This is a genomic window from Plasticicumulans lactativorans (assembly GCF_004341245.1).
Classification (GTDB): Bacteria; Pseudomonadota; Gammaproteobacteria; order Competibacterales; family Competibacteraceae; genus Plasticicumulans_A; species Plasticicumulans_A lactativorans.
Map to the genome: position 1 here is coordinate 26,817 of NZ_SLWY01000012.1, position 20,607 is coordinate 47,423.

Sequence of the window (20,607 nt, forward strand, 5' to 3'; positions counted from 1 at the left end):
CGTCGACCCCGATGAGCGGGGCGGAACGCCCGCCCTTCCCGATGGCCCCCTCGCGCCAGGAGACCGACATGGTCCGCGATCCCGTCTGTGGCATGAACGTCGATCCCGAGCAGAGCCCGCACCGCCTGGAGTGGAACGGTCGCACCTGGCACTTCTGCTCCGCCGGCTGTCGCGCGACATTTGCGGCCGAACCGGAGCGCTACGCACCGGCGGTGCCGGGCAGCGACGCGCCTCCGCCGGCCGGCGATGCGGCGGCGCACCCCCACGCCGCACCCGCGGACATGTCGTCGCCTGCCGCCCAGCCCGTGCAGCACCGTCCGGTTGCGCCGCCAGCGGGGGTCGATCCGATGGCGCTCGAATACACCTGCCCGATGCATCCCGAAGTGGTGCAGCTCGGCCCGGGTACCTGCCCGATCTGCGGCATGGCGCTGGAGCCACGCCACGCGTCGCTCGCCGGCGAGGAGCCGGAGAACCCCGAGCTGCGGGACATGACGCGGCGCTTTCGCGGCTCGCTACCGCTCGCTGCCGTGCTGGTGCTCGGCGTGATGTCCGAACTGCTCCCCGGTGCGTCAGTGGCGACGCTGCTCGGCATGCAGCGCTGGACCTGGCTGCAGGGCCTGCTGGCGACGCCGGTGGTGCTGTGGGGCGGCTGGCCGTTCTTCGTGCGCGGCGTGCAGTCGGTGAAACGCCGCGCGCTGAACATGTTCACGCTGATCGGGCTCGGCGTCGCCGTGGCCTACGGCTACAGCGTGATCGCGACCGTCCTGCCGCAGCACTTCCCGGCCGGCATGCGCGTGCACGACGGCATGGTGCCGGTGTACTTCGAGGCGGCCGCCGTGATCACCGTGCTGGTGCTGCTCGGCCAGGTGCTCGAACTGCGCGCACGCAGCCAGACCGGCGCGGCGATCCGCGCGCTGCTCGGGCTGGCGCCGAAGACCGCGCGGCGGATCGCGGCCGACGGCAGCGAGGCCGACGTGCCGCTCGAACACATCGCCGTCGGCGACCGCCTGCGCGTGCGCCCGGGCGAGAAGATCCCGGTCGACGGCGTGGTGCTCGACGGCGCGAGCGCCGTCGACGAAGCGATGATCACCGGCGAGCCGATCCCGGTCGAGAAGACCGCCGGCAGCGCCGTCACCGGCGCCACGCTGAACGGCACCGGCGGTCTGGTGATCGAGGCCCGCCGCGTCGGTGCCGACACGCTGCTCGCGCAGATCGTGCGGCTGGTCGGCGAGGCGCAGCGCTCGCGCGCGCCGATCCAGCGCCTGGCCGACCAGGTCTCGGCCTGGTTCGTGCCAGCGGTGGTGGCGATCGCGGTGCTCACCGCGCTCGTCTGGGGCCTGTTCGGGCCGCAGCCGCGCCTCGCGCACGCGGTGATCAACGCCGTCGCGGTGCTGATCATCGCCTGCCCCTGCGCGCTCGGGCTGGCGACGCCGATGTCGATCATGGTCGGCACCGGGCGCGGCGCGCTGGCCGGCGTGCTGATCCGCAACGCCGAGGCGCTGGAGACGCTGGAGCGGGTCGATACCCTGGTCGTCGACAAGACCGGCACGCTGACCGAGGGCAGACCGCGGCTGAGCTCGGTGATTCCCTTCGGGGACGTCGGCGAGGGCGAACTGCTGCGCCTGGCAGCATCGCTCGAGCGCGGCAGCGAGCACCCGCTGGCGGCGGCGATCGTCGCCGGCGCCGAGGCGCGGGGCCTGCCGCTCGAGGCCGCGAGCGACTTCCGCTCCATCACCGGCCAGGGGGTGACGGGCAAGGTCGCCGGCCGGCACGTCGCGCTCGGCAATCGCGCCCTGTTCGAGGCCCGGGGCGTGGCGCTCGCCGATCTGCCGCCGCGGGCCGAACAACTGCGCATCGACGGCCAGACCGTGATGTTCGTCGCGCTCGACGGCGCGCCCGCCGGCCTGATCGGCGTCGCCGATCCGATCAAGGACTCCACCCCGGACGCCATCGGCCAGCTACACGCCGCCGGCATCCGCGTGGTGATGCTGACCGGCGACAGCCACACGACCGCGCAGGCGGTGGCCGGCAGGCTCGGCATCGACGAGGTGATCGCCGAGGTGCTGCCCGCGCAGAAGGCCGCGGCCGTGAAGCAGTTGCAGGCCGCCGGGCGCGTCGTCGCGATGGCCGGCGACGGGGTCAACGACGCGCCGGCGCTGGCCCAGGCCCAGGTCGGCATCGCGATGGGTACGGGCACCGACGTGGCGATGGAGTCCGCCGGCGTGACGCTGGTCAAGGGCGACCTGCGCGGCATCGTGCGTGCGCGCCGGCTGTCGCACGCGACGATGCGCAACATCCGCCAGAACCTCTTCTTCGCCTTCGTCTACAACGCGCTCGGCGTCCCCCTCGCCGCGGGCGTGCTGTACCCGGCCTTCGGCCTGCTGCTGTCGCCGATGATCGCGAGCGCCGCGATGGCGCTCAGCTCGGTGTCGGTGATCGGCAACGCGGGACGGCTGCGGCGCCTGCAACTGCCGTGAACGCCGCCACGGCCGGGCAGCGGGACGCGGATGGCGCCCGTCGACCGGTACGGGCGAGGTGTGCGGGCCGGCGCGCCGCCGCCGCTCAGGACGCCGGCGTCTCGCGCAGCAGCCGGCGCAGCAGCGCGAGCCCGGGCTTGCGCGGGCTCGCCAGCAGGCTGCGCTCGAGTGCGTCGAGCGTCGCGAACAGGCGGCGCAGGTCGTGGCCGCAGCTGTCGAGCAGGTGCGCGGCGACCGTCTCGGGCAGGCGCAGGCCGCGCCGCTCGGCGCGTGCCAGCAGCATCGCGCGGCGCAGCGCCGCATCGGCCGGGCGCAGTTCGAACACGTGGGCCGCGGCGAAGCGTTCGCCGAGCGCGGGTGCCGCCGCGACGAGTGCGGCGGGCGGCACGCCGGCGCTGACGACGAGGCCGCCGCCGAGCGCCTGCACGCCCGCGCACAGCGTCGCGAGCGCACGCTCCCAGCGCCGCTCGCCGAGGATCGCGTCGAGGTCGTCGATGCAGACGATGCCGAGGCGCTCCATCCCCTCCAGCGCCTGCGGCGGCAGGCCCGGCTCGCCGCGCATCGACAGGCACACGGCGGCCTGCTGGCGCTCGCCGGCCGCCTGGCACACCGCCTGCAGGAGGTGCGTCCTGCCGCTGCCCGCGGGGCCCCACAGGTACACCGCCGGTGCGCCGGCGACGCCGCGCAGGCGCCGCAGGTGTTCGCGCGCGGCGGCGTTGTCGTCGTCCGCCGCGGCGGTGATGAAGTTGTCGAACGAGGCGCGATCGCGCACCCCGAGCGTCAGCCGCAACTGGTCGTTCATCGTGGCGTGCCGTCGCCCTCGTCCGCCGCGGGCGCGGCCGGGCGGTCGTCGTAGAGTTCGCTGTCGAGGTAGAAGTCGTGCGTGTGGCGCAGCAGCACCATCACCACCGCGGCGACCGGCAGCGCCAGCAGCACGCCGAAGAAGCCGAACAGGTGACCGCCGGCGAGCACCGCGAAGATCACCGCGACCGGGTGCAGGCCGATGCGGTCGCCGACCAGCCGCGGCGTCAGCACGCTGCCTTCGAGTACCTGGCCGACACCGAACACCGCCGCGGCCAGCAGCACGTGCAGCGCGTCGTGGAACTGCACCAGCGCCGCCACCCCGGCGACGACGATGCCGACGATGAAGCCGAGGTAGGGCACGAAGCTGACCATGCCCGCCAGCAGGCCGATCAGCAGCGCGAGGTCGAGGCCGATCGCGGCGAGCCCGACGGCGTAGATCGTCGACAGCGCCAGCATCACCGTGAACTGCCCGCGCAGGAAGGCGCCGAGGACCGTGTCGGCCTCGGCGGCGAGGCGCGCCACCGCCGGCTCGACCGCGCGCGGCAGCAGCGCGTGCACGCGCGCGACCAGCACGTCCCAGTCGCGCAGCAGGTAGAAGGTCACCACCGGCACCAGCATCAGGTTGGCGAACCAGCCGAGCAGCGCCGCGCCGGAGCGCGTCACCGTGGCGACCACGGCCGCGACCAGGCCGCCGACGGTGTCGAGCGACTCCTTGAAGCGCGCGCGCAGCAGGTCCATGTCGATCAGGCTGCCGAGGTCGATGTCGAGCGTGCGCGCGAGCCAGGGCTGCAACTGGTGCTTGAGCCAGTCGAACAGCGTCGGCGCGGTGGTGAGCAGGCGTTCGACCTGCTGCTGCAAGAGCGGGATCAGCACCAGCGAGGTCAGCAGCAGCGCGAGCGTCAGCGTGACGAACACGCTGGTCACCGCCGCGGTGCGCGAGAAGCGCCAGCGCTCCAGCCGGTCGACCAGCGGGTCGCCGAGGTAGGCGAGGATCGCCGAGACCAGGAACGGCGTCAGCACCGGCGCGAGCAGGTAGAGCAGCGCACCGGCCGCGCCGAGCACGGCGAACCAGATGCCGATGCGGACCTCAGTCACGCCGCGGCCCCCGGTAGGCCCGCGCCCGCGCGCTCCAGGCCAGCACGTAGTCGAGGCCGCTCCACAGCGTGGTGAAGGCGGTGGCGAGCACCAGCGCGCGCAGCAGCGCCGGCGGCACGCTCCAGATCCCGTGGCTGACCAGCACCGCGAACACCATCACCAGCTGCATCAGCGTGTTGACCTTGCTGATGCGGCTCGGCGTCGGCTGCAGCGCCTCGATCAGCCAATGGTAGGCGAGCGCGCCGGCGACGATGACGACGTCGCGCAGCAGCACCAGCGCGACCAGCCAGCGCGGCAGCTCGTGGTTCCAGCCGAGCACCAGGTAGCAGCCGACCAGCAGCAGCTTGTCGGCGATCGGATCGAGGATGCCGCCGAGCCGGCTGGTCCAGCCGAAGCCCTTGGCGAGCGCGCCGTCGAGCGCGTCGGACACGCCGGCGACGACGAAGCACGCGAGGGCAGCGCCGAAGTCGCCGACGGCGATCAACCACAGCGTCGGGGGGACCAGCAGGATGCGGCAGACGGTGATCAGGTTGGGGAGGTGGCGCAGCTCGGGACGCATGCCGATGGGTACGAGCGGCGGGGATGCAGCCCCGGAGACGGCGCGCAGTATTCGGTTCGCTTCGCCGGGGTGTCAATCGCGCCGGGTCCGGGCGCCGGAATCGGCGTGTAGAATGCCGACCCGCTGGCGCGCCGGCCGCCGAGCCGTGCGCGCCCCCCGCAACCGCAGGTGAGCGTCGTGACCCAACCCAACCCTCCGCAGGCCCCGTCCCTGAGCTACCGCGATGCCGGCGTCGACATCGATGCCGGCGAGGCCCTGGTCGAGCGCATCAAGCCGCACGCGCGGCGCACCCAACGGCCGGGCGTGCTCGGCGGACTCGGCGGCTTCGGCGCGCTGTTCGAGCTGCCGCTCGAGCGCTACCGCCAGCCGGTGCTGGTGTCGGGCACCGACGGCGTCGGCACCAAGCTCAGGCTCGCGCTCGACACCGGCATCCACGACACCATCGGCATCGACCTGGTGGCGATGTGCGCCAACGACATCGTCGTCGCCGGCGCCGAACCGCTGTTCTTCCTCGACTACTACGCCACCGGGCACCTCAGCGTCGACACCGCGGCCAGGGTCATCAAGGGCATCGCCGACGGCTGCGAGCTCGCCGGCTGCGCGCTGGTCGGCGGCGAGACCGCCGAGATGCCGGGCATGTACGAAGGCGCGGACTACGACCTCGCCGGCTTCTGCGTCGGCGTGGTCGAGAAGGACCGCATCCTCGACGGCTCGCGCGTGGCGCCGGGCGACGTGCTGATCGGGCTCGCCTCCAGCGGCGCGCATTCCAACGGCTACTCGCTGATCCGCCGCATCGTCGCGGTGAGCGGCGCGCGCCTCGACCAGCCCTTCGAAGGCACCACGCTCGGCCGGGCACTGCTGACGCCGACCCGCATCTACGTGAAGTCGCTGCTGGCGCTGCTCGCCGAGGTGCCGGTGCACGCGTTCGCGCACATCACCGGCGGCGGCCTGCCCGACAACCTGCCGCGGGTGCTCGCCGACGGCACCCGCGCGGTGATCGAGGCCGCGAGCTGGGAGCGCCCGGCGCTGTTCCGCTGGCTGCAGGCGCAGGGCGGCGTGGTCGAGACCGAGATGCTGCGCACCTTCAACTGCGGCGTCGGCATGGTGGTGTGCGTGGCGGCGGGCGACGTCGACACCGCCCTCGCCCGCCTGCGCGCGAGCGGCGAGACCGCCTGGGTGATGGGCCACGTCGAAGCGGGCGACGCGATCCCGCGCGTGGTGGTGCGCTGATGGGCGCTCCCCGCCTGCGCGTGGTGGTGCTGATCTCGGGGCGCGGCAGCAACCTGCAGAGCCTGCTCGACGCCGCCGCGGGCGGCGGGCTGCCGGTCGACATCCGCGCGGTGATCAGCAACCGCCCCGGCGTGCAGGGGCTCGAGCGCGCGCGCGCCGCGGGCGTCGAGGCGGTCACGCTCGACCACCGCGCCTACGCCGGGCGCGAGGACTTCGACGCCGCGCTGATCGCCGCGATCGACCGCCACGAACCCGGCCTGGTGGTGCTCGCCGGCTTCATGCGCATCCTCACGCCGGCGTTCTGCGCGCACTACGCCGGGCGCCTGCTCAACATCCACCCGTCGCTGCTGCCGAAGTTCCGCGGCGTCCACACCCACGAGCGCGCGCTCGCCGAGGGCGAGACCGAGCACGGCGCGAGCATCCACTTCGTCACCGCCGAGCTCGACGGCGGCCCGGTGTTCCTGCAGGCGCGGGTGCCGGTGCTGCCCGGCGACGATGCCGGAACGCTCGCCGCGCGCGTGCTGGAGCAGGAACACCGCCTCTACCCGCTGGCGATCCGCTGGTTCGCCGAGGGCCGCGTGCGCCAGGACGGCGACCGCGTGCGCTTCGACGGCGCGCTGCTCGACGCGCCGCTGCCGCTGCCGCCATGCCCGGCCTGAGCCGCGCCGCGCTGGCGCTGCTGGCGCTGCTCGCCAGCGGCCTCGCCGTGGCCGAACCGGCGCTGCAGCCGTTTCGCGCGCGCTACGCGCTGGCGCTGCGCGGGGTGCCGGTCGGCGAGGCGCTGGTGCAGCTCGACATCGACGCCGACGGCCGCTACCGGATGCGCGCGCGCTCGCAGGCCGACGCCGCGCTCAAGCTCCTGCTGCCGGACCGCCTCGCCGACAGCGCCGAAGGGCACGTCGGCGCCGACGGCGTGGCGCCGCTGCACTACACCCACGAGCGCAGTGGCGGCAGCAAGCGCGAGTTCACCGAGATCACGTTCGACCACGGCGCCGGCGAGGTGCGGGTGCAGAGCGACGAGGGCGCCGCGCGCCTGCCGCTGCGGCCGGGGATGTTCGATCCGCTGTCGCTGCAGCTCCACGCGATGTGGTCGCTGCGCGCGCAGCGACCGCTCGGCACGGTGACGCTGGTCGACGACGCGAGCCCCGATGCCTACGCGGTCACCGAGCAGGGACACGAGACGGTCGACACCGGCCTCGGCCGGCTCGACGCGGTGAAGCTGCTGCGCGGGCAGCCGGGCGATCGCAAGCTCGCGGCGTTCTGGTTCGCGCCGGCGCACGGCTACCTGCCGGTGCAGGTGCAGCAGTGGCGCAAGGGGCGCGAGACGCTGCGCATGACGCTGCTCGGCGTGTCTCCGGGGACGCCGTGAAGACCCTGCGCGCGCTCGCCGCCGGCGTGCTGCTGGTGCTGGGCGCGGCGGCGCAGGCGGCACCGCAGGCGCCGTTCGCGGCGCACTACGTGCTTTCGACGCTCGGCTTCGACGTCGGCACCGCCGAGGTGATCGGCACCCCGCGCGCCGACGGCGGCCTGCGGGTCGTCGCCCGCGCGGCCGGCCTCGGCATCGTCCACGCGCTGTTCGGCGAGCTCGGCGAGGCCCGCTTCGAGATCGGCCGGCGCGGCGACGAGTCCCGCGTGGAGCGCTTCGCGATCCGCGTCGAGCCGCCGTTCGACTCGCACGCCGAACTCGACTACGGCTGGGACAGCGGCGTGCTGCAGGTGCTGTACAACGGCAGCCGGCGACGCGACCCGCTCGACGCCGCCACCGGCGACCCGTTCGCGCTGATGCTCGCGATCGGCGACGCACGCCGCGCCGGACGGCTGCCGCCACAGCACTGGCGGGTGCCCGACGACGAGGCGCTGCGCGACTACGCGGTGCAGATGCTCGGCGAGGAGACCGTCAGCACGCCGTTCGGCAGCCTGCGCGCCGAGCGCTACGAGTCGGTGCGCAGCGACAAGGGCCGCGTGCGCATCGTCGTCTGGCTCGCGCCCGGGCTCGACTGGCTGCCGGTGCTCGGCACGCGCGTGCGCGACGGCAGGGAGAAGGCGCGCTTCACGCTGACCGCGTACTCGCGCGGCTAGCCGCCCGGCGGCGGCGGGCGGAAGCCGTGGCCCTGCCGCAGGCAGTAGCCCAGCCACTTGAACAGGAAGCGGTTCACCCGCCAGCGCTCGCAGACCCGACCGCCGGCGGCGTCACCCTCGAGGTCGAACGCCGGCGCGTGGCGCGGGTGGGCGGTCATCACCTCGGCGAGCCGCGCGTCATGGTAGACGCGCACCCGCAGGTCGGGCTCGCAGACGATCTCTCCGTCGCGCTCGAAGCGGTAGGTGAGCATGACCTCGCTGGTGAAGCGGAAACGTTCGCTGACACGCAGGTGCAGGTCGGTCGCCCCGTCCATCCGCGATACCCCGTCGAAGCCCGTCACCGGCATCACCGGTACCAGGCAGCGCATCATCATGTAGTTGCGCTCATACAGGTCCATCAGGCCCGCAAAGGTGCGGGGTGCGGCCTCCAGACCGGCACGCGGCCGTGTGAGTACGTGGGCGTTCACGAATGTGGCTACCGGGGCTCGGGGTGGACGCACACCGCGTGCTGCTGCAGCACGCGCGGGCAAGGAAACGGTGCAGGGTCTGCGACACAAGGATCGTTGTCATTACAGCGCAACAACAATCAAGTTCCCGGACTTAGGTCGCAACATTATAATTGCGGCCTTCACGAAGTCATGGCCCCCCGCGCCTGCCGCGGTGTCCGCCCGGGTGCCGGCCTGCTCCGGGCGAACGGCGGAGCCATGGCTGCCCACCGCCACCAGTCGATCGTTAAGGGGAACTACGTTGGCAGACTACGTACTTTGGTTCGACACCCTCGGGATGGGCGACGTCGATCGCGTCGGCGGCAAGAACGCCTCCCTCGGCGAGATGATCAGCCACCTCGCCGCGAGTGGCGTCCAGGTCCCGGGGGGCTTCGCGACCACCGCTGCGGCCTTCTGGGAGTTCCTCACCGTCAACGAGCTGACCGACCGGATCAACGCCGAACTGGCGAAGCTCGACATCGAGGACGTCAACGCCCTGGCGCAGACCGGCGCGCGGGTGCGCCAGTGGGTCGTCGACGCGCCGTTCCAGCCGGCGCTGCTCGACGCCATCACCACCGCCTACCGCCGCCTCGAAGGCGACGCCGGCACCGGGATCTCGGTCGCGGTGCGCTCCTCGGCCACCGCCGAGGACCTGCCCGACGCCTCCTTCGCCGGCCAGCAGGAAACCTTCCTCAACGTGCGCGGCCTCGACGCCGTGATGGTCGCGATCAAGCACGTGTTCGCCTCGCTTTACAACGACCGCGCCATCGCCTACCGCGTGCACCACGGCTTCGAGCACAGCGAGGTCGCGCTGTCGGCCGGCATCCAGCGCATGTGCCGCTCCGACCTCGGCGCCGCCGGCGTGATGTTCACGCTCGACACCGAGTCGGGCTTCAACGACGCCGTGTTCATCACCGCGAGCTACGGCCTCGGCGAGACCGTGGTGCAGGGCGCGGTGAACCCCGACGAGTTCTACGTGCACAAGCCCACGCTGCAGGCCGGGCGCCCGGCGGTGCTGCGCCGCAACCTCGGCGGCAAAGCGATCAAGATGGTCTACAGCGACGAGCGCGGCCACGGCCGCAGCGTCAAGACCGTCGACGTCGACCCCGCCGACCGCCGCCGCTTCTCGCTGACCGACGCCGAGGTCGAGGCGCTGGCGCACCAGGCGCTGATCATCGAGCAGCACTACGGCCGGCCGATGGACATCGAGTGGGGCAAGGACGGCACCGACGGCAAGCTCTACATCCTGCAGGCGCGCCCGGAGACGGTGAAGAGCCGCGCCGACTCGCAGGTGATGCAGCGCTACCACCTCGGCAAGCGCACCGAGGTGCTCGCCACCGGCCGCTCGATCGGCCAGCGCATCGGCTCGGGCGCGGTGCGCATCATCCACGACATCAAGGAGATGGCGCGGGTGCAGCCGGGTGACGTGCTGGTCACCGACATGACCGACCCCGACTGGGAGCCGATCATGAAGCGCGCCTCGGCGATCGTCACCAACCGCGGCGGACGCACCTGCCACGCGGCGATCATCGCCCGCGAACTCGGCATCCCGGCGGTGGTCGGCTGCGGCAACGCCACCGAGCGCGTGGCCGACGGCGACGCGGTCACCGTGTCCTGCGCCGAGGGCGACACCGGCTTCATCTACAAGGGCCTGATCGACTTCGACGTGCGCGAGGTCAGCCTCGACGCGATGCCGAAGCTGCCGTTCAAGATCATGATGAACGTCGGCAACCCCGACCGCGCCTTCGACTTCTCGCGCCTGCCGAACGCCGGCGTCGGCCTCGCGCGGCTGGAGTTCATCATCAACCGCATGATCGGCGTGCACCCGAAGGCACTGCTGAACTACGCGCAGCTGCCGCCCGACATCAAGCCGCGGGTCGACGCGCAGATCGCCGGCTACGCCTCGCCGGTGGACTTCTACATCGACAAGCTCGCCGAGGGCATCGCCACGCTCGGCGCGGCGTTCGCGCCGAAGCCGGTGATCGTGCGCATGTCGGACTTCAAGTCCAACGAGTACGCGAACCTGATCGGCGGCCCGCTGTACGAGCCGCACGAGGAAAACCCGATGATCGGCTACCGCGGTGCCGCGCGGTACGTGTCGGCGGACTTCCGCGACTGCTTCGAGCTCGAGTGCCGGGCGATGCGCAAGGCGCGCGACGTCATGGGGCTCACCAACATCCAGGTGATGATCCCGTTCGTGCGCACGCTCGAGGAGGCCCGCGGCGTGGTCGAGATCCTGCGCGACAACGGCCTCGAACGCGGCAAGAACGGCCTCAAGCTGATCATGATGTGCGAGCTGCCGTCGAACGCCCTGCTCGCCGACGAATTCCTCGAATACTTCGACGGCTTCTCGATCGGCTCGAACGACCTGACCCAGCTGACGCTCGGCCTGGATCGCGACTCGGGCCTGATCGCGCACCTGTTCGACGAGCGCAACCCGGCGGTCAAGAAGCTGCTGAGCCTCGCGATCCAGGCCTGCCGCCGTCACGGCAAGTACATCGGCATCTGCGGCCAGGGCCCCTCGGACCACCCCGACCTCGCCCGCTGGCTGATGGACGAGGGCATCGAGAGCGTCTCGCTGAACCCCGACTCGGTCGTCGAGACCTGGCTGTACCTGGCCGGCGAAGACGTCTGAGGGCGGGTCGCACTGCAGCGCCGTGCACCACCGGAGGGTGCAGCCGCCCCGGCTGCACCCTCTTCGTTCTTCAGCACCACACCTTCCAACAGAAGCGCGGCGAACCGCGCCCGCCGGGCCCATGCGCCGGCGAAGGCGCTTCGACCGGGCCCACACCGCCCCACCGAGGGAGCACCATGCGACAAGCACCATCCCATCGATACCGCGGCCTGTCCCTGCTGGTCGGACTCGTCGTCAGCGCCATCAGCCTGCCCGCCTTCGCCGCCGGCGACGCCTCGACCGCCAACGTCTTCCTGTGGACCGGCGTGATGCTGCTGGTCGGCAAGATCGGCGGCCTGGTCGAACGCTGGAAGCAGCCCGCCGTGCTCGGCGAACTGCTCGCCGGCGTGCTGCTCGGCAACCTGACGCTGCTCGGCATCGAGGCCGTCGAGGCGATCAAGCACGACCCGATCGAAAGCTTCCTGGCGCAGCTCGGGGTGGTGATCCTGCTGTTCCAGGTCGGCCTGGAGTCTGACATCTCGACGATGCGCAAGGTCGGCAAGGCCGCCTTCATCGTCGCCTGCGTCGGCGTCGTGGCGCCGTTCGCGCTCGGCACGCTGGCGGCCGGCCCGCTGCTGTTCCCGGACCTGTCGTGGAACGGCTACCTGTTCCTCGGTGCCACCCTCACCGCGACCTCGGTCGGCATCACCGGCCGCGTGTTCAAGGACATGGGCCGGCTGCAGACGCCCGAGGCGCAGATCATCCTCGGCGCTGCGGTGATCGACGACGTCATCGGCCTGGTGATCCTCGCCGTGGTCTCGGCGATCGTCACCACCGGTGCCGTCGACGTGCTGTCGACGCTGTGGATCATCGTCAAGGCGGTGCTGTTCCTCGCCGGCGCGATCGTCATCGGCCAGTACTCGGCGCGCTTCCTCGGCCGGCAGCTGTCGCGCATCCACACCGGCTCGGGGATGAAGCTCACGCTGGCGCTGAGCTTCTGCCTGATCCTGTCGTGGCTCGCCTTCCTGATCGGCCTGGCGCCGATCGTCGGCGCCTTCGCGGCGGGGCTCGTGCTCGACAGCGTCGTGCTGAAGAACTTCGCCGACCCCGAGATCAACGATGCCGTGCGCGCCGCCGTCACCGACTCCGACGACGCCACCCGCGCGCGCATCGATGACGTGCTGAAGCGCCACAGCAAGCACCACCTCGACGAGCTGATCGCCCCCATCGGCCACCTCGTGGTGCCGCTGTTCTTCGTCTACACCGGCATGCAGGTCGACGTCAGCGTGCTCGCCGACCCGCACGCGATCATGGTCGCGCTGGTGATCACCGCGGTCGCCTTCGCCGGCAAGCTGATCTCGGGCTACTTCGCCGGCCCGGTCGACAAATGGCTGGTGGGCTGGGGCATGGCGCCGCGCGGCGAGGTCGGCCTGATCTTCGCCGTGGTCGGCAAGCAGCTCGGCGTGGTCGGCGACGAGGAATTCTCGGTGATCGTGATCATGGTGATGCTGACCACGCTGCTGACGCCGGTCGTGCTGGCGAAGCTGATCGCGCGCAAGACGGCGGCGACCGCCACCGCCTGAGCGCGATGCCCGCGGCGACCCGCGCCCCGTTCACGCCGGTCGGGCGCTTCGCGCCCTCGCCGACCGGGCCGCTGCACTTCGGTTCGCTGGTCGCCGCGCTCGGCAGTTGGCTCGACGCGCGCAGCGTCGGCGGCCGCTGGTGGCTGCGCATCGAGGACATCGACGCGCCGCGCAGCGTGCCCGGCGCCGCCGACGACATCCTGCGCACGCTGGAAGCCTGCGCGCTGCACTGGGACGGGCCGGTGTGGCGACAGTCCGCGCGCCTGGCGCGCTACGACGCCGAACTCGAGCGCCTGCGGGCGGCCGGCGCGCTCTACGCCTGCACCTGCTCGCGCCGCCAGCTGCTCGGCGCCGTCGGCGGCGTCTACCCCGGCACCTGCCGCGCCGCCGCGCACCCGTTCGGCCCGCGCACGGCGCTCAGGGTGCGCACCGACGACACGCCCATCGCCTTCGACGACCGCATCCGCGGGCACCAGCAGCAGCGCCTGGCGAGCGAGGTCGGCGACTTCATCGTGCGCCGCGCCGACGGCTTCCACGCCTACCAGCTCGTGGTGGTGATCGACGATGCCGAGCAGGGCGTCACCGACGTCGTGCGCGGCGCCGACCTGCTCGACTCCACCGCCCGCCAGATCCACCTGCAGCGCCTGCTCGGCTACCCGACGCCGCGCTACGCCCACCTGCCGCTCGCGGTCGACGCCCACGGCGCCAAGCTCGCCAAGAGCTCGTCCGCCCCGCCCGTCGACCGCTGCCGGCCCGGCCCGGCGCTGTGGGCCGCGCTCGGCTTCCTGCACCAGGCGCCGCCGCCCGCGCTGCGCGGCGCGAGCCCGGCCGAGCTGCTCGCCTGGGCGGTGCCGGCGTGGCGGCCGGAGCGCATCCCGGCGACGGCGGCGCTGCGCGCCCCGGCGCCGTGACGGCCCGGCTTCAGGCCTCGTCCGGCGGAACCGCACCGGCCGCGCGCGCGGCGCGGGCGGCGTCCCGGCGGGCGCGGAAGAAGCCGCGCAGGAGTTCGGCCGCAGCCTCGGCGCAGACGCCGCTGTCCACCACCGCGCGGTGGTTCAGGTGCGGGTCCCGCAGCAGGTCGAAGACACTGCCGGCGGCACCGCTGCGCGGGTCGGGCGTCGCGTACACCACCCGCGCCACGCGCGCATGGACCAGCGCGCCGGCGCACATCGGGCAGGGTTCGAGGGTGACGTAGAGGGTGCTGCCGGGCAGGCGGTAGTTGCCGACGCGCGCGCTCGCCGCGCGCAGCGCGAGGATCTCGGCGTGCGCGGTGGGGTCGGCGGCCGCGATCGGGCGGTTCGCCCCCTCGCCGAGCACCTCGCCGTCGCGCACCAGCACCGCGCCGACCGGCACCTCGCCCGCTGCTGCCGCCGCTTCGGCCAGCGCCAGCGCACGCCGCATCCAGCGCTCGTCGTCGGCGGCATCCGCCCCGGCTGCGCTCAGGCCGGCCCCCACATCAGGTAGGAACGCGTCGCCACGATCTCGCGCAGCAGCGCCACCAGCGGCGCCGCGCGCACGCCGAGCGCGGTGGCGCGCTCCGGTACGTCGCGCCCCTCGGCCTTCGCCTCCTCGGCCGCCGCCTCCGCGGCACGGGCGGCCGCAGCCTCGCTCTCCTGCATCGCGGCGAGCGCCCGTTCGAGGCTCTCCAGCGCCGCCGGAACGTCCTCGGCCAGCAGCGCCCCCTTCTCGTGCCCGCTGGTACCCATCAGCTTCAACAACTCGGTGGCGGCCCCGCCGAACATCATGATGCTGCCGGTGTGCTCGCCCTGGAAACGGATCAGCATGGTTGCTCTCCTGTGTCGGGTGGGTGGGTGTGCTCGCGTCCGATCATCAATCAATAGGCCACCCAAGCCCGCGTAGTTTAAAGGGGGTTGGTGTTGACCGGTTCCCATCTCGACCCGGTGCGGATCTACCGCTTCAACTGAGCCTTGCCGATCAACGTCGAGGAGCAACACCGCGCGAACAGCGATCGCGCGCCAAGCACCGGGTTACCCACCGCGCCGGTCGGTTCGTCGCAAGCGCCGACCGCCACCGTGGATAACTCCGCATGCCAGAGCGCTTGAGAATCAAGCGGATACCTGTCCGTGGAAACGAGTCAAGGTTATACAGATCGACCGTACGGGGCTTGGTCTTGCGCCGCGCCTGCTCCAACAGCGGCCGCACAGGCTCGAACAGCTCGCGACTGATGTCGCTGGGATATCTCTTGGTACGCACCACGCCATTCTCCCAGTCAGACGAGAGATCGTGAACACGTTCTAAGCAGCTTCTGGCGCAGGCGCGGCAGGAGCTGGAAGCAGTGCTGAAGAAAAGCGACACCCCTGTAGCGCGCATGGGTGCTTGCCTAACCGATCCGGCGCAAGCCGGTTCGGTGGTCTTGAAGGGGTGCCAGGCGGAGATGGGCCTTGCACCGATCCCCAGAGGCAAGCGAAGCGCGCAGCGCCACAGGCGCGAAGACATGAGGGATTGAAGCCGGATGGCCGTGACGGCAAAGACGGCGCGGGGCGCAGCCCGAAAGCCCGGCGGCGCATCGCCTAGCATTCCGTCGCAGGGCACCCGGCGACCCTCGTTTGGAGCGCCAAACCACCAACCCGCAGGATGGCCTCATTTACAGGGATGCGGCAAAAGACACATCTTGAAACCTCGTCAACCCTCCCCATCTATCCCGTCGGGTGCAGCCCTGCTCCGGATCGATGATCGAAGCGGATTACCGCCAGACTGGATCGAGACAAGCTGCGGCATCGGGGCGCGCAGTCGCATGCTGTTTTAGAACGAAAGCGCTGAGTGCGGCCCTTTGCTGCACTCGGCAGCAGGAGGAAAACTTGTCACTGAGCAACACCGAGATTCGCTATTACGACAGCGCCGTGCTGCGCCTTCCCGCGGACAAACGTAAGGAGTATCACGAGCAGGTGGATCGACTGATCAGCGCACTGACCAAGCGTGTGCACGAGCAGAGCGATATCAAGATCACCAAGGTGGTGAAGGCCGGCTCGTTCGCCAAGTACACGATCCTGCGCAAGACATCCGAAGACCCCGTCGACGTTGATGTCGTCTTCTACATCTCCGGCCGCAGTGTCGACAACGAAAGCCTAGCCAGCCTGAATCAGCTCATCTACGACGCGCTGATCAAGTTGTATCCCAACAAAACGGTCGAGGACTTCGAGATCCAGCGCAAGGCCGCGACGGTGACCTTCGTCGGCACGGGCCTCTCCGTGGACATCGTGCCGGTCATCGAGGACCCGGCGCGCGCCGGATACGGCTGGCAATTCGACATCCATGACGGCACCAAGGTGCAGACTTGCGCGCCGTGCCAGATCAAGTTCGTGCGTGATCGCAAAGACAAGGACCCCGACTTTCGCACCCTGGTGCGCCTGGCCAAGAAGTGGCGCAACCGGGTCGAGCTAAAGCCGTTCAAGTCATTCGCCATCGAACTGATCATGGCGCACGTGCTCGCGAAGAATGGCAAGGACGGTTCCATTGAGAAGCGCTTCCGGGACTTCCTGCTTTACATCGCGCAGTCGGGCCTGAAGGAGGTCATCACTTTCCCCGAGAACGGTCTGGTGTTCCCGAGCTTCACCGATCCGGTTGTGATCCTCGACCCGGTATGCAACACCAACAACGTCACCAGCCGCATTTCCGAGGATGAGCGCAAGGGAATCGCCGCCGCCGCCTTGGAGGCCTGGGAGACGGCGAACTTCGCCTCGATGGAAGACGACATCGAGATCTGGAAAGAGCTGTTCGGCCCGCGCTTCAAGGTCGAGGAAGAAGAATGAGTTACACGTATGCCGCGACGGAGACCTACTCGGTCGCCGACATCGAAGTGGTCATGCGCCGGGTGACGGCCGACCTGGTCATGATCGCCGCCAGCACGAAGGCCATCACCGAGGCGGCGGCTCGCGACTACGGCCACGACATCGAGTTGTTGGCCAAGAGCGGCTACCTGCGGAAGGTGGACGTGACCTTGCTCAGCTACGGCGTAGAACAGAAGGCGACCTGCTTCGCGGTGAACATGGCATCCGGCGATCTGACCATGAGCCGCCCCGGCGGCGTTCTGTGGCCGAAGGTGCCGAATCCGACGCTGCGCATCGTGCTGTCGTATACCGAGGCCTACGGCAGTGCCGCCAGGGCCAAGATGACGCCGAAGCTCAACATCAACTGGGTGCCGTCGACGGCGGACCTCAGCCACCCGACCCTCACCGCCAGCGCAAGCCGTGACTATGTCAGCCACGGCTACGGTATGCAGCGCAAGGACTTCAGCCTGTGACCCAGCCCAGCATCTTCGACGCCAAGACTCCCCTCCCTGATGCCCCGCTTGCCGCACGCGAGAAGACGCTGCTCGGCTTCGACGAGCGGTATCGCAAGATCCACGATCAACTGCGGCTGCTGCTCAACCTCGGCGAGCTGGGCGCCTGGAGCAAGGCCTAGCACCAGAAGAAGCTGCTGCTGTGCGACTTGGTCGCCGAGCAGTACCCGCTGGTGATTTTTCATGGCGATGTGGGCACGGGGAAGACCGCAATGGCCGAATGCATCGCCAACCGGCTGGCCAAGGAGTCGCGCACCGAGGACACACTGCTCTTCAGACTGAGCAACCGGGTCCGCGGCAGCGGCAAGGTGGGCGAGATGGGGACCCTTCTGACCCAGGCCTTTCACGAAGTCACCCAGGCTGCCGGCAAGGGGCGCCGCGCCTTCCTGATCATCGACGAGGGCGACTCGCTGGCCGCTTCGCGCAACCAGGAACATAGCCATCATGAGGACAAGGTAGCCGTGAACACGCTGATCCAGGGCGTCGATGACCTGCGCCGCTTCGGCGGTCGCGTCGTGGTCTTCCTTTGCACCAACCGCCTGTCCGTGCTCGATCCCGCGCTGCAGCGCCGCGCCGCCATCGTCGAGGAGTTCACGCGCCCCGACGACGGTGAACGCCAAGCCTTGCTGACGATGGATCTGGAGGGTGTCGGCCTGACCGACCGCGAGATCAAGGAACTGGTCGCCGCCACCGGCCCGCGCAACAAACAGCCGGGCTGGACCTTCTCCGACATCCGCACGCGGCTGTACCCGGCAGCGCTCGCCCAGGCCTTTCCGGACCGCGCGTTGACGCACAAGGATCTTCTCGAGGTGGCTAATGGGTTGCGGCCGTCGCCGGTCATGGAGGACAAGTGATGCCGCGTTCTGCTTTGTTCGGCCGTCGCATCCACATCACCGGCAGCATCGTCGAGGACGCCAACGTCGCGACGGCGGCCGAGGTCACTCGGGCCCGCGAGTTCGTGAAGGTGCTGGTGCTAAACCTGCTCTCCAAGGGCGCCAACTTTGTCATCCCTGTCGACGCTGAGAAGACTCGAGGCGACGGCCAACCCATCTGTTTCGACTGGCTGGTGTGGGAGACCGTCCACAGCAACCTATCGCGCCGGCCGGCAGACGCGCCGGGCCCGCTGGTCATCGCCATCAAGCACCACAAGAACGAAGGCCAGATCCCGGCCGAGCACCGCTCGGTGTGGGATGCCATGCGGGTGTCGCCGCTAGTGCAGATCGAGAGCGCAGCGCACTGGAACATGGCCAGCAAGCGCATGGAGCTCCAGGCGCAGCATGGCGATATCCTGATCGCCGTCGGCGGCGGTGAAGGTGTCTTGTTCCTTGCCAACTTGTACCACGATGCCGGCAAGCCCTTGATTCCGCTGAATTTCACCCTCGGGCCGGCGACCACTGGGGCGTCGCGCATCTTTGACTTCGGCATGTCCGGCAGCAACGCGCAGCGCCTGTTCCAAACCGAAGGCGCGGCGACGTCGCAAAGCTGGCTCAACCGCATCGAGATGTACACGGGCAAGACGGCGACCGATGGCGTGGGGGACGTGCTCGACCTGCTCGAAGACTTGGTGTCTCCCAAGGCGTTCGTGGTCAGACTGCTGAATCCGACGCACGCGGACTACAATGATGTCCAGTCTTTCTTTGACAACGTGGTCCAGCCTGTGATGGAAGGCGAACTGGGCTACAAGCTCACCGTGGTCGATGGCAACCAGTCCTACGAGCATGCCCGCATTGATGACGAAATCTTCAAGAAACTTCACCGCAGCAGCGTCGTCATTGCCGACATCACGGGTGCGCGGCCGAACTGCTTCATAGAACTGGGCTACGCCCTTGGTCGTGCGCTCCCGACCATGCTGACAGCGAAGGCTGGGACCGAGCATCCGTTCGACATCTACTCGCTGTCAGGTCACCGCTGGAATACCACCGGCAGTGCAGCTGAGCGGCGTGATGAGTTCCGCAAGCACTGGAACGCCATCAAGAACCGCCCCCCGATCGTCCCGGCAGACCCGCTGATTCCATGAGCCAGAGACGCGAAATCTTCCTGTCGGTGGACGTCGAGACGTCAGGCCCCATCCCAGGCGAGTACAGCATGCTCACCATAGGGGCGTGCAACGTCGACAATCCCGAGCAGGTGTTTTCGTGCGAGCTGAAGCCGATCTCGGCCAACGCGGACCCGGAGGCCATGAAGGTGACAGGGCTCTCCCTTGAGAAGCTTGCGGCAGTGGGGCTGCCCCCCGAGGTCGCAATGAAGCGGTTTCAGAACTGGGTGGTCGAGGTCGCCGACGACGGCACGCCGGTGTTCGTCGGGCTTAATGCGCCGTTCGACTGGTCGTTCATCAACTACTACTTCCACCGCTATTTGAAGTCAAACCCCTTCGGCTTTGCCGCGCTGGATATCAAGGCGCTCTACATGGGCGCGACGGGCTCAAGCTGGGCAGACACCCGCTCCAGCCAGATGGCTGCTCGACTGCACCCCCAGTCCACGGGCAACCATCAGGCACTGCACGACGCCCAATACCAAGCTGAGCTGTTCCGCTTGGTCCGAAGTATCTCACTGCGGCAGCACGGCTGTGGACTGCCCCTAGTCGGGTAGATCGCAATGGAGTCCAATTGCTGGAACGCCAGCCGGATCTCGGCCGGTGACAGCGCCCGGCCCTTCGGCACGAAGGTCGCAATCGACGCAGCACCCACGTCGGCGGCTGGGTTGCCCACCTTCTCGCCGTGCAGGATGGCAAAGGCATAGACCTGCTTCACGATGTCGCGGATGTGGACCGCGGTGGCGGGCGCACCGCGCGCCTTCACCTTGTTGCAGAGGGCGCGTAGGTCATCGGCGGTGATTTCGTTGAGTTGCCGGTTCTGGAAGGCCGGCAGAATGTCCCGATCGACGATACTCTTGCGCATCGCCTTGGTGCTGTCGGCCACCCGGGCGCCGGCCAGCCATTTCTCGGTTACGTCGCCAAAGGTCTTAGCGGCGGTCAACCGGCGCTTCTCGCGCTGCTTCTCCAGCGCGGGGGACTTGCCCTCGGCGACGGCCTTCTTGGCGTCGATCAGCTTTTCGCGGGCTATCGCCAGCGAAATGCCCGACGGCCCGTAGCGGCCAATGGTCAGGGTCTCACGGCGGCCGTTGAGACAGTAATCGTAGCGGAAGGTGACGATACCGGTGGGCGATACCGTCACGTACACCTCATCCCGGAATTAATTATTATAAGTCGATGACTTAGTATTTAAATTACGCAGTGCGGTATCGGTAAGCATCGAGGTTTTCCTCCTGTTCGTGACGGCTTTTACCGTCAGGGGCCAGGAGACCCGCTGATGCCCGGAAAGCCACATGAAATCATGCTTTCCAGAGGAGACTTTCAAAGACCGGTTCGGTCTCAATAGTGAA

Annotated in this window: 18 protein-coding genes and 3 pseudogenes; 13 read left to right on the forward strand and 8 right to left on the reverse strand. The window is 69.8% G+C overall.

Annotated features, from left to right (window positions below; genetic code table 11):
• The first annotated feature begins 68 nt into the window (after positions 1–68).
• The gene (locus EV699_RS11690; protein ID WP_132542883.1) at positions 69–2,477 is read left to right on the forward strand and encodes a heavy metal translocating P-type ATPase; all 2,409 of its coding nucleotides are present in this window, start codon (positions 69–71) and stop codon (positions 2,475–2,477) included.
• An 85-nt stretch (positions 2,478–2,562) separates the two neighbouring features.
• On the opposite strand, the gene EV699_RS11695 is transcribed toward EV699_RS11690, so the two are convergent.
• From EV699_RS11695 to EV699_RS11705, 3 genes are read right to left on the reverse strand one after another with little or no spacing between them, the layout of a single operon-like run.
• Complete coding sequence (locus EV699_RS11695) at positions 2,563–3,279, reverse strand: HdaA/DnaA family protein (RefSeq protein WP_132542885.1); 717 nt, start codon at positions 3,277–3,279, stop codon at positions 2,563–2,565.
• Complete coding sequence (locus EV699_RS11700; RefSeq protein ID WP_132542887.1) at positions 3,276–4,376, reverse strand: AI-2E family transporter; 1,101 nt, start codon at positions 4,374–4,376, stop codon at positions 3,276–3,278. The genes EV699_RS11695 and EV699_RS11700 overlap by 4 nt, the downstream gene beginning before the upstream one ends.
• Positions 4,369–4,935: a CDP-alcohol phosphatidyltransferase family protein gene (locus EV699_RS11705; protein WP_132542889.1), complete on the reverse strand. Its 567-nt coding sequence runs from the start codon at positions 4,933–4,935 to the stop codon at positions 4,369–4,371. The genes EV699_RS11700 and EV699_RS11705 overlap by 8 nt, the downstream gene beginning before the upstream one ends.
• Positions 4,936–5,112: 177 nt before the next feature.
• On the opposite strand from EV699_RS11705, the gene purM reads away from it, so the two are divergent.
• From purM to EV699_RS11725, 4 genes are read left to right on the forward strand one after another with little or no spacing between them, the layout of a single operon-like run.
• A complete protein-coding gene (purM, locus tag EV699_RS11710; RefSeq protein ID WP_132542891.1) occupies positions 5,113–6,165 on the forward strand; it encodes a phosphoribosylformylglycinamidine cyclo-ligase in 1,053 nt (350 codons plus the stop codon).
• Complete coding sequence (gene purN, locus EV699_RS11715) at positions 6,165–6,824, forward strand: phosphoribosylglycinamide formyltransferase (protein WP_132542893.1); 660 nt, start codon at positions 6,165–6,167, stop codon at positions 6,822–6,824. The genes purM and purN overlap by 1 nt, the downstream gene beginning before the upstream one ends.
• On the forward strand, positions 6,812–7,534 hold the full coding sequence (locus EV699_RS11720) for a DUF3108 domain-containing protein (RefSeq protein ID WP_132542895.1): 723 nt from the start codon (positions 6,812–6,814) through the stop codon (positions 7,532–7,534). Before purN ends, EV699_RS11720 begins: the two co-directional genes overlap by 13 nt.
• The gene (locus EV699_RS11725; RefSeq protein ID WP_165904112.1) at positions 7,531–8,244 is read left to right on the forward strand and encodes a DUF3108 domain-containing protein; all 714 of its coding nucleotides are present in this window, start codon (positions 7,531–7,533) and stop codon (positions 8,242–8,244) included. Before EV699_RS11720 ends, EV699_RS11725 begins: the two co-directional genes overlap by 4 nt.
• Here EV699_RS11725 and EV699_RS11730 read toward each other — a convergent pair.
• On the reverse strand, positions 8,241–8,642 hold the full coding sequence (locus EV699_RS11730; RefSeq protein WP_132542899.1) for a DUF1249 domain-containing protein: 402 nt from the start codon (positions 8,640–8,642) through the stop codon (positions 8,241–8,243). The two genes, EV699_RS11725 and EV699_RS11730, sit on opposite strands and share 4 nt — an antisense overlap.
• A 385-nt stretch (positions 8,643–9,027) precedes the next feature.
• Between EV699_RS11730 and ppsA the strand changes: the two genes are divergently transcribed.
• The 3 genes from ppsA to gluQRS all read left to right on the forward strand — a co-directional run bounded on the left by ppsA (position 9,028) and on the right by gluQRS (position 13,837).
• Positions 9,028–11,364 carry a phosphoenolpyruvate synthase gene (gene ppsA, locus EV699_RS11735; RefSeq protein ID WP_424450032.1) on the forward strand — a complete coding sequence of 779 codons (2,337 nt, stop codon included), beginning with the start codon at positions 9,028–9,030 and terminating at the stop codon, positions 11,362–11,364.
• A 176-nt stretch (positions 11,365–11,540) separates the two neighbouring features.
• Complete coding sequence (locus tag EV699_RS11740; protein ID WP_132542903.1) at positions 11,541–12,926, forward strand: cation:proton antiporter; 1,386 nt, start codon at positions 11,541–11,543, stop codon at positions 12,924–12,926.
• Between the two features lie 5 nt (positions 12,927–12,931).
• Entirely contained in the window at positions 12,932–13,837 is a 906-nt protein-coding gene (gene gluQRS / locus EV699_RS11745) for a tRNA glutamyl-Q(34) synthetase GluQRS (RefSeq protein ID WP_132542905.1), read from the forward strand.
• 10 nt (positions 13,838–13,847) lie between these two features.
• On the opposite strand, the gene tadA is transcribed toward gluQRS, so the two are convergent.
• The 3 genes and pseudogenes from tadA to EV699_RS11760 all read right to left on the reverse strand — a co-directional run.
• Positions 13,848–14,369: a tRNA adenosine(34) deaminase TadA gene (tadA, locus tag EV699_RS11750; RefSeq protein ID WP_132543089.1), complete on the reverse strand. Its 522-nt coding sequence runs from the start codon at positions 14,367–14,369 to the stop codon at positions 13,848–13,850.
• A complete protein-coding gene (locus EV699_RS11755; protein WP_165904113.1) occupies positions 14,366–14,710 on the reverse strand; it encodes a DUF1840 family protein in 345 nt (114 codons plus the stop codon). Before EV699_RS11755 ends, tadA begins: the two co-directional genes overlap by 4 nt.
• A gap of 318 nt (positions 14,711–15,028) precedes the next feature.
• Positions 15,029–15,140, reverse strand: a pseudogene (locus EV699_RS11760) (IS5/IS1182 family transposase); the annotation flags it as partial.
• 605 nt (positions 15,141–15,745) lie between these two features.
• Here EV699_RS11760 and EV699_RS11770 point away from each other — a divergent pair.
• The 5 genes and pseudogenes from EV699_RS11770 to EV699_RS11790 all read left to right on the forward strand — a co-directional run bounded on the left by EV699_RS11770 (position 15,746) and on the right by EV699_RS11790 (position 19,815).
• Complete coding sequence (locus tag EV699_RS11770) at positions 15,746–16,696, forward strand: CBASS oligonucleotide cyclase (RefSeq protein ID WP_132542911.1); 951 nt, start codon at positions 15,746–15,748, stop codon at positions 16,694–16,696.
• Positions 16,693–17,187: an HORMA-1 domain-containing protein gene (locus tag EV699_RS11775; RefSeq protein WP_132542913.1), complete on the forward strand. Its 495-nt coding sequence runs from the start codon at positions 16,693–16,695 to the stop codon at positions 17,185–17,187. Before EV699_RS11770 ends, EV699_RS11775 begins: the two co-directional genes overlap by 4 nt.
• Positions 17,184–18,080 (forward strand): annotated as a pseudogene (locus tag EV699_RS11780) (AAA family ATPase). The gene EV699_RS11775 and the pseudogene EV699_RS11780 overlap by 4 nt, the downstream one beginning before the upstream one ends.
• Positions 18,080–19,243, forward strand: a complete 1,164-nt coding sequence (locus EV699_RS11785; protein ID WP_132542915.1) for a hypothetical protein — start codon at positions 18,080–18,082, stop codon at positions 19,241–19,243. The pseudogene EV699_RS11780 and the gene EV699_RS11785 overlap by 1 nt, the downstream one beginning before the upstream one ends.
• Positions 19,240–19,815: a 3'-5' exonuclease gene (locus tag EV699_RS11790; protein WP_132542917.1), complete on the forward strand. Its 576-nt coding sequence runs from the start codon at positions 19,240–19,242 to the stop codon at positions 19,813–19,815. The genes EV699_RS11785 and EV699_RS11790 overlap by 4 nt, the downstream gene beginning before the upstream one ends.
• Here EV699_RS11790 and EV699_RS11795 read toward each other — a convergent pair.
• Positions 19,806–20,477, reverse strand: a pseudogene (locus EV699_RS11795) (tyrosine-type recombinase/integrase); the annotation flags it as partial. The gene EV699_RS11790 and the pseudogene EV699_RS11795 overlap by 10 nt on opposite strands.
• Positions 20,478–20,607: the final 130 nt, after the last annotated feature.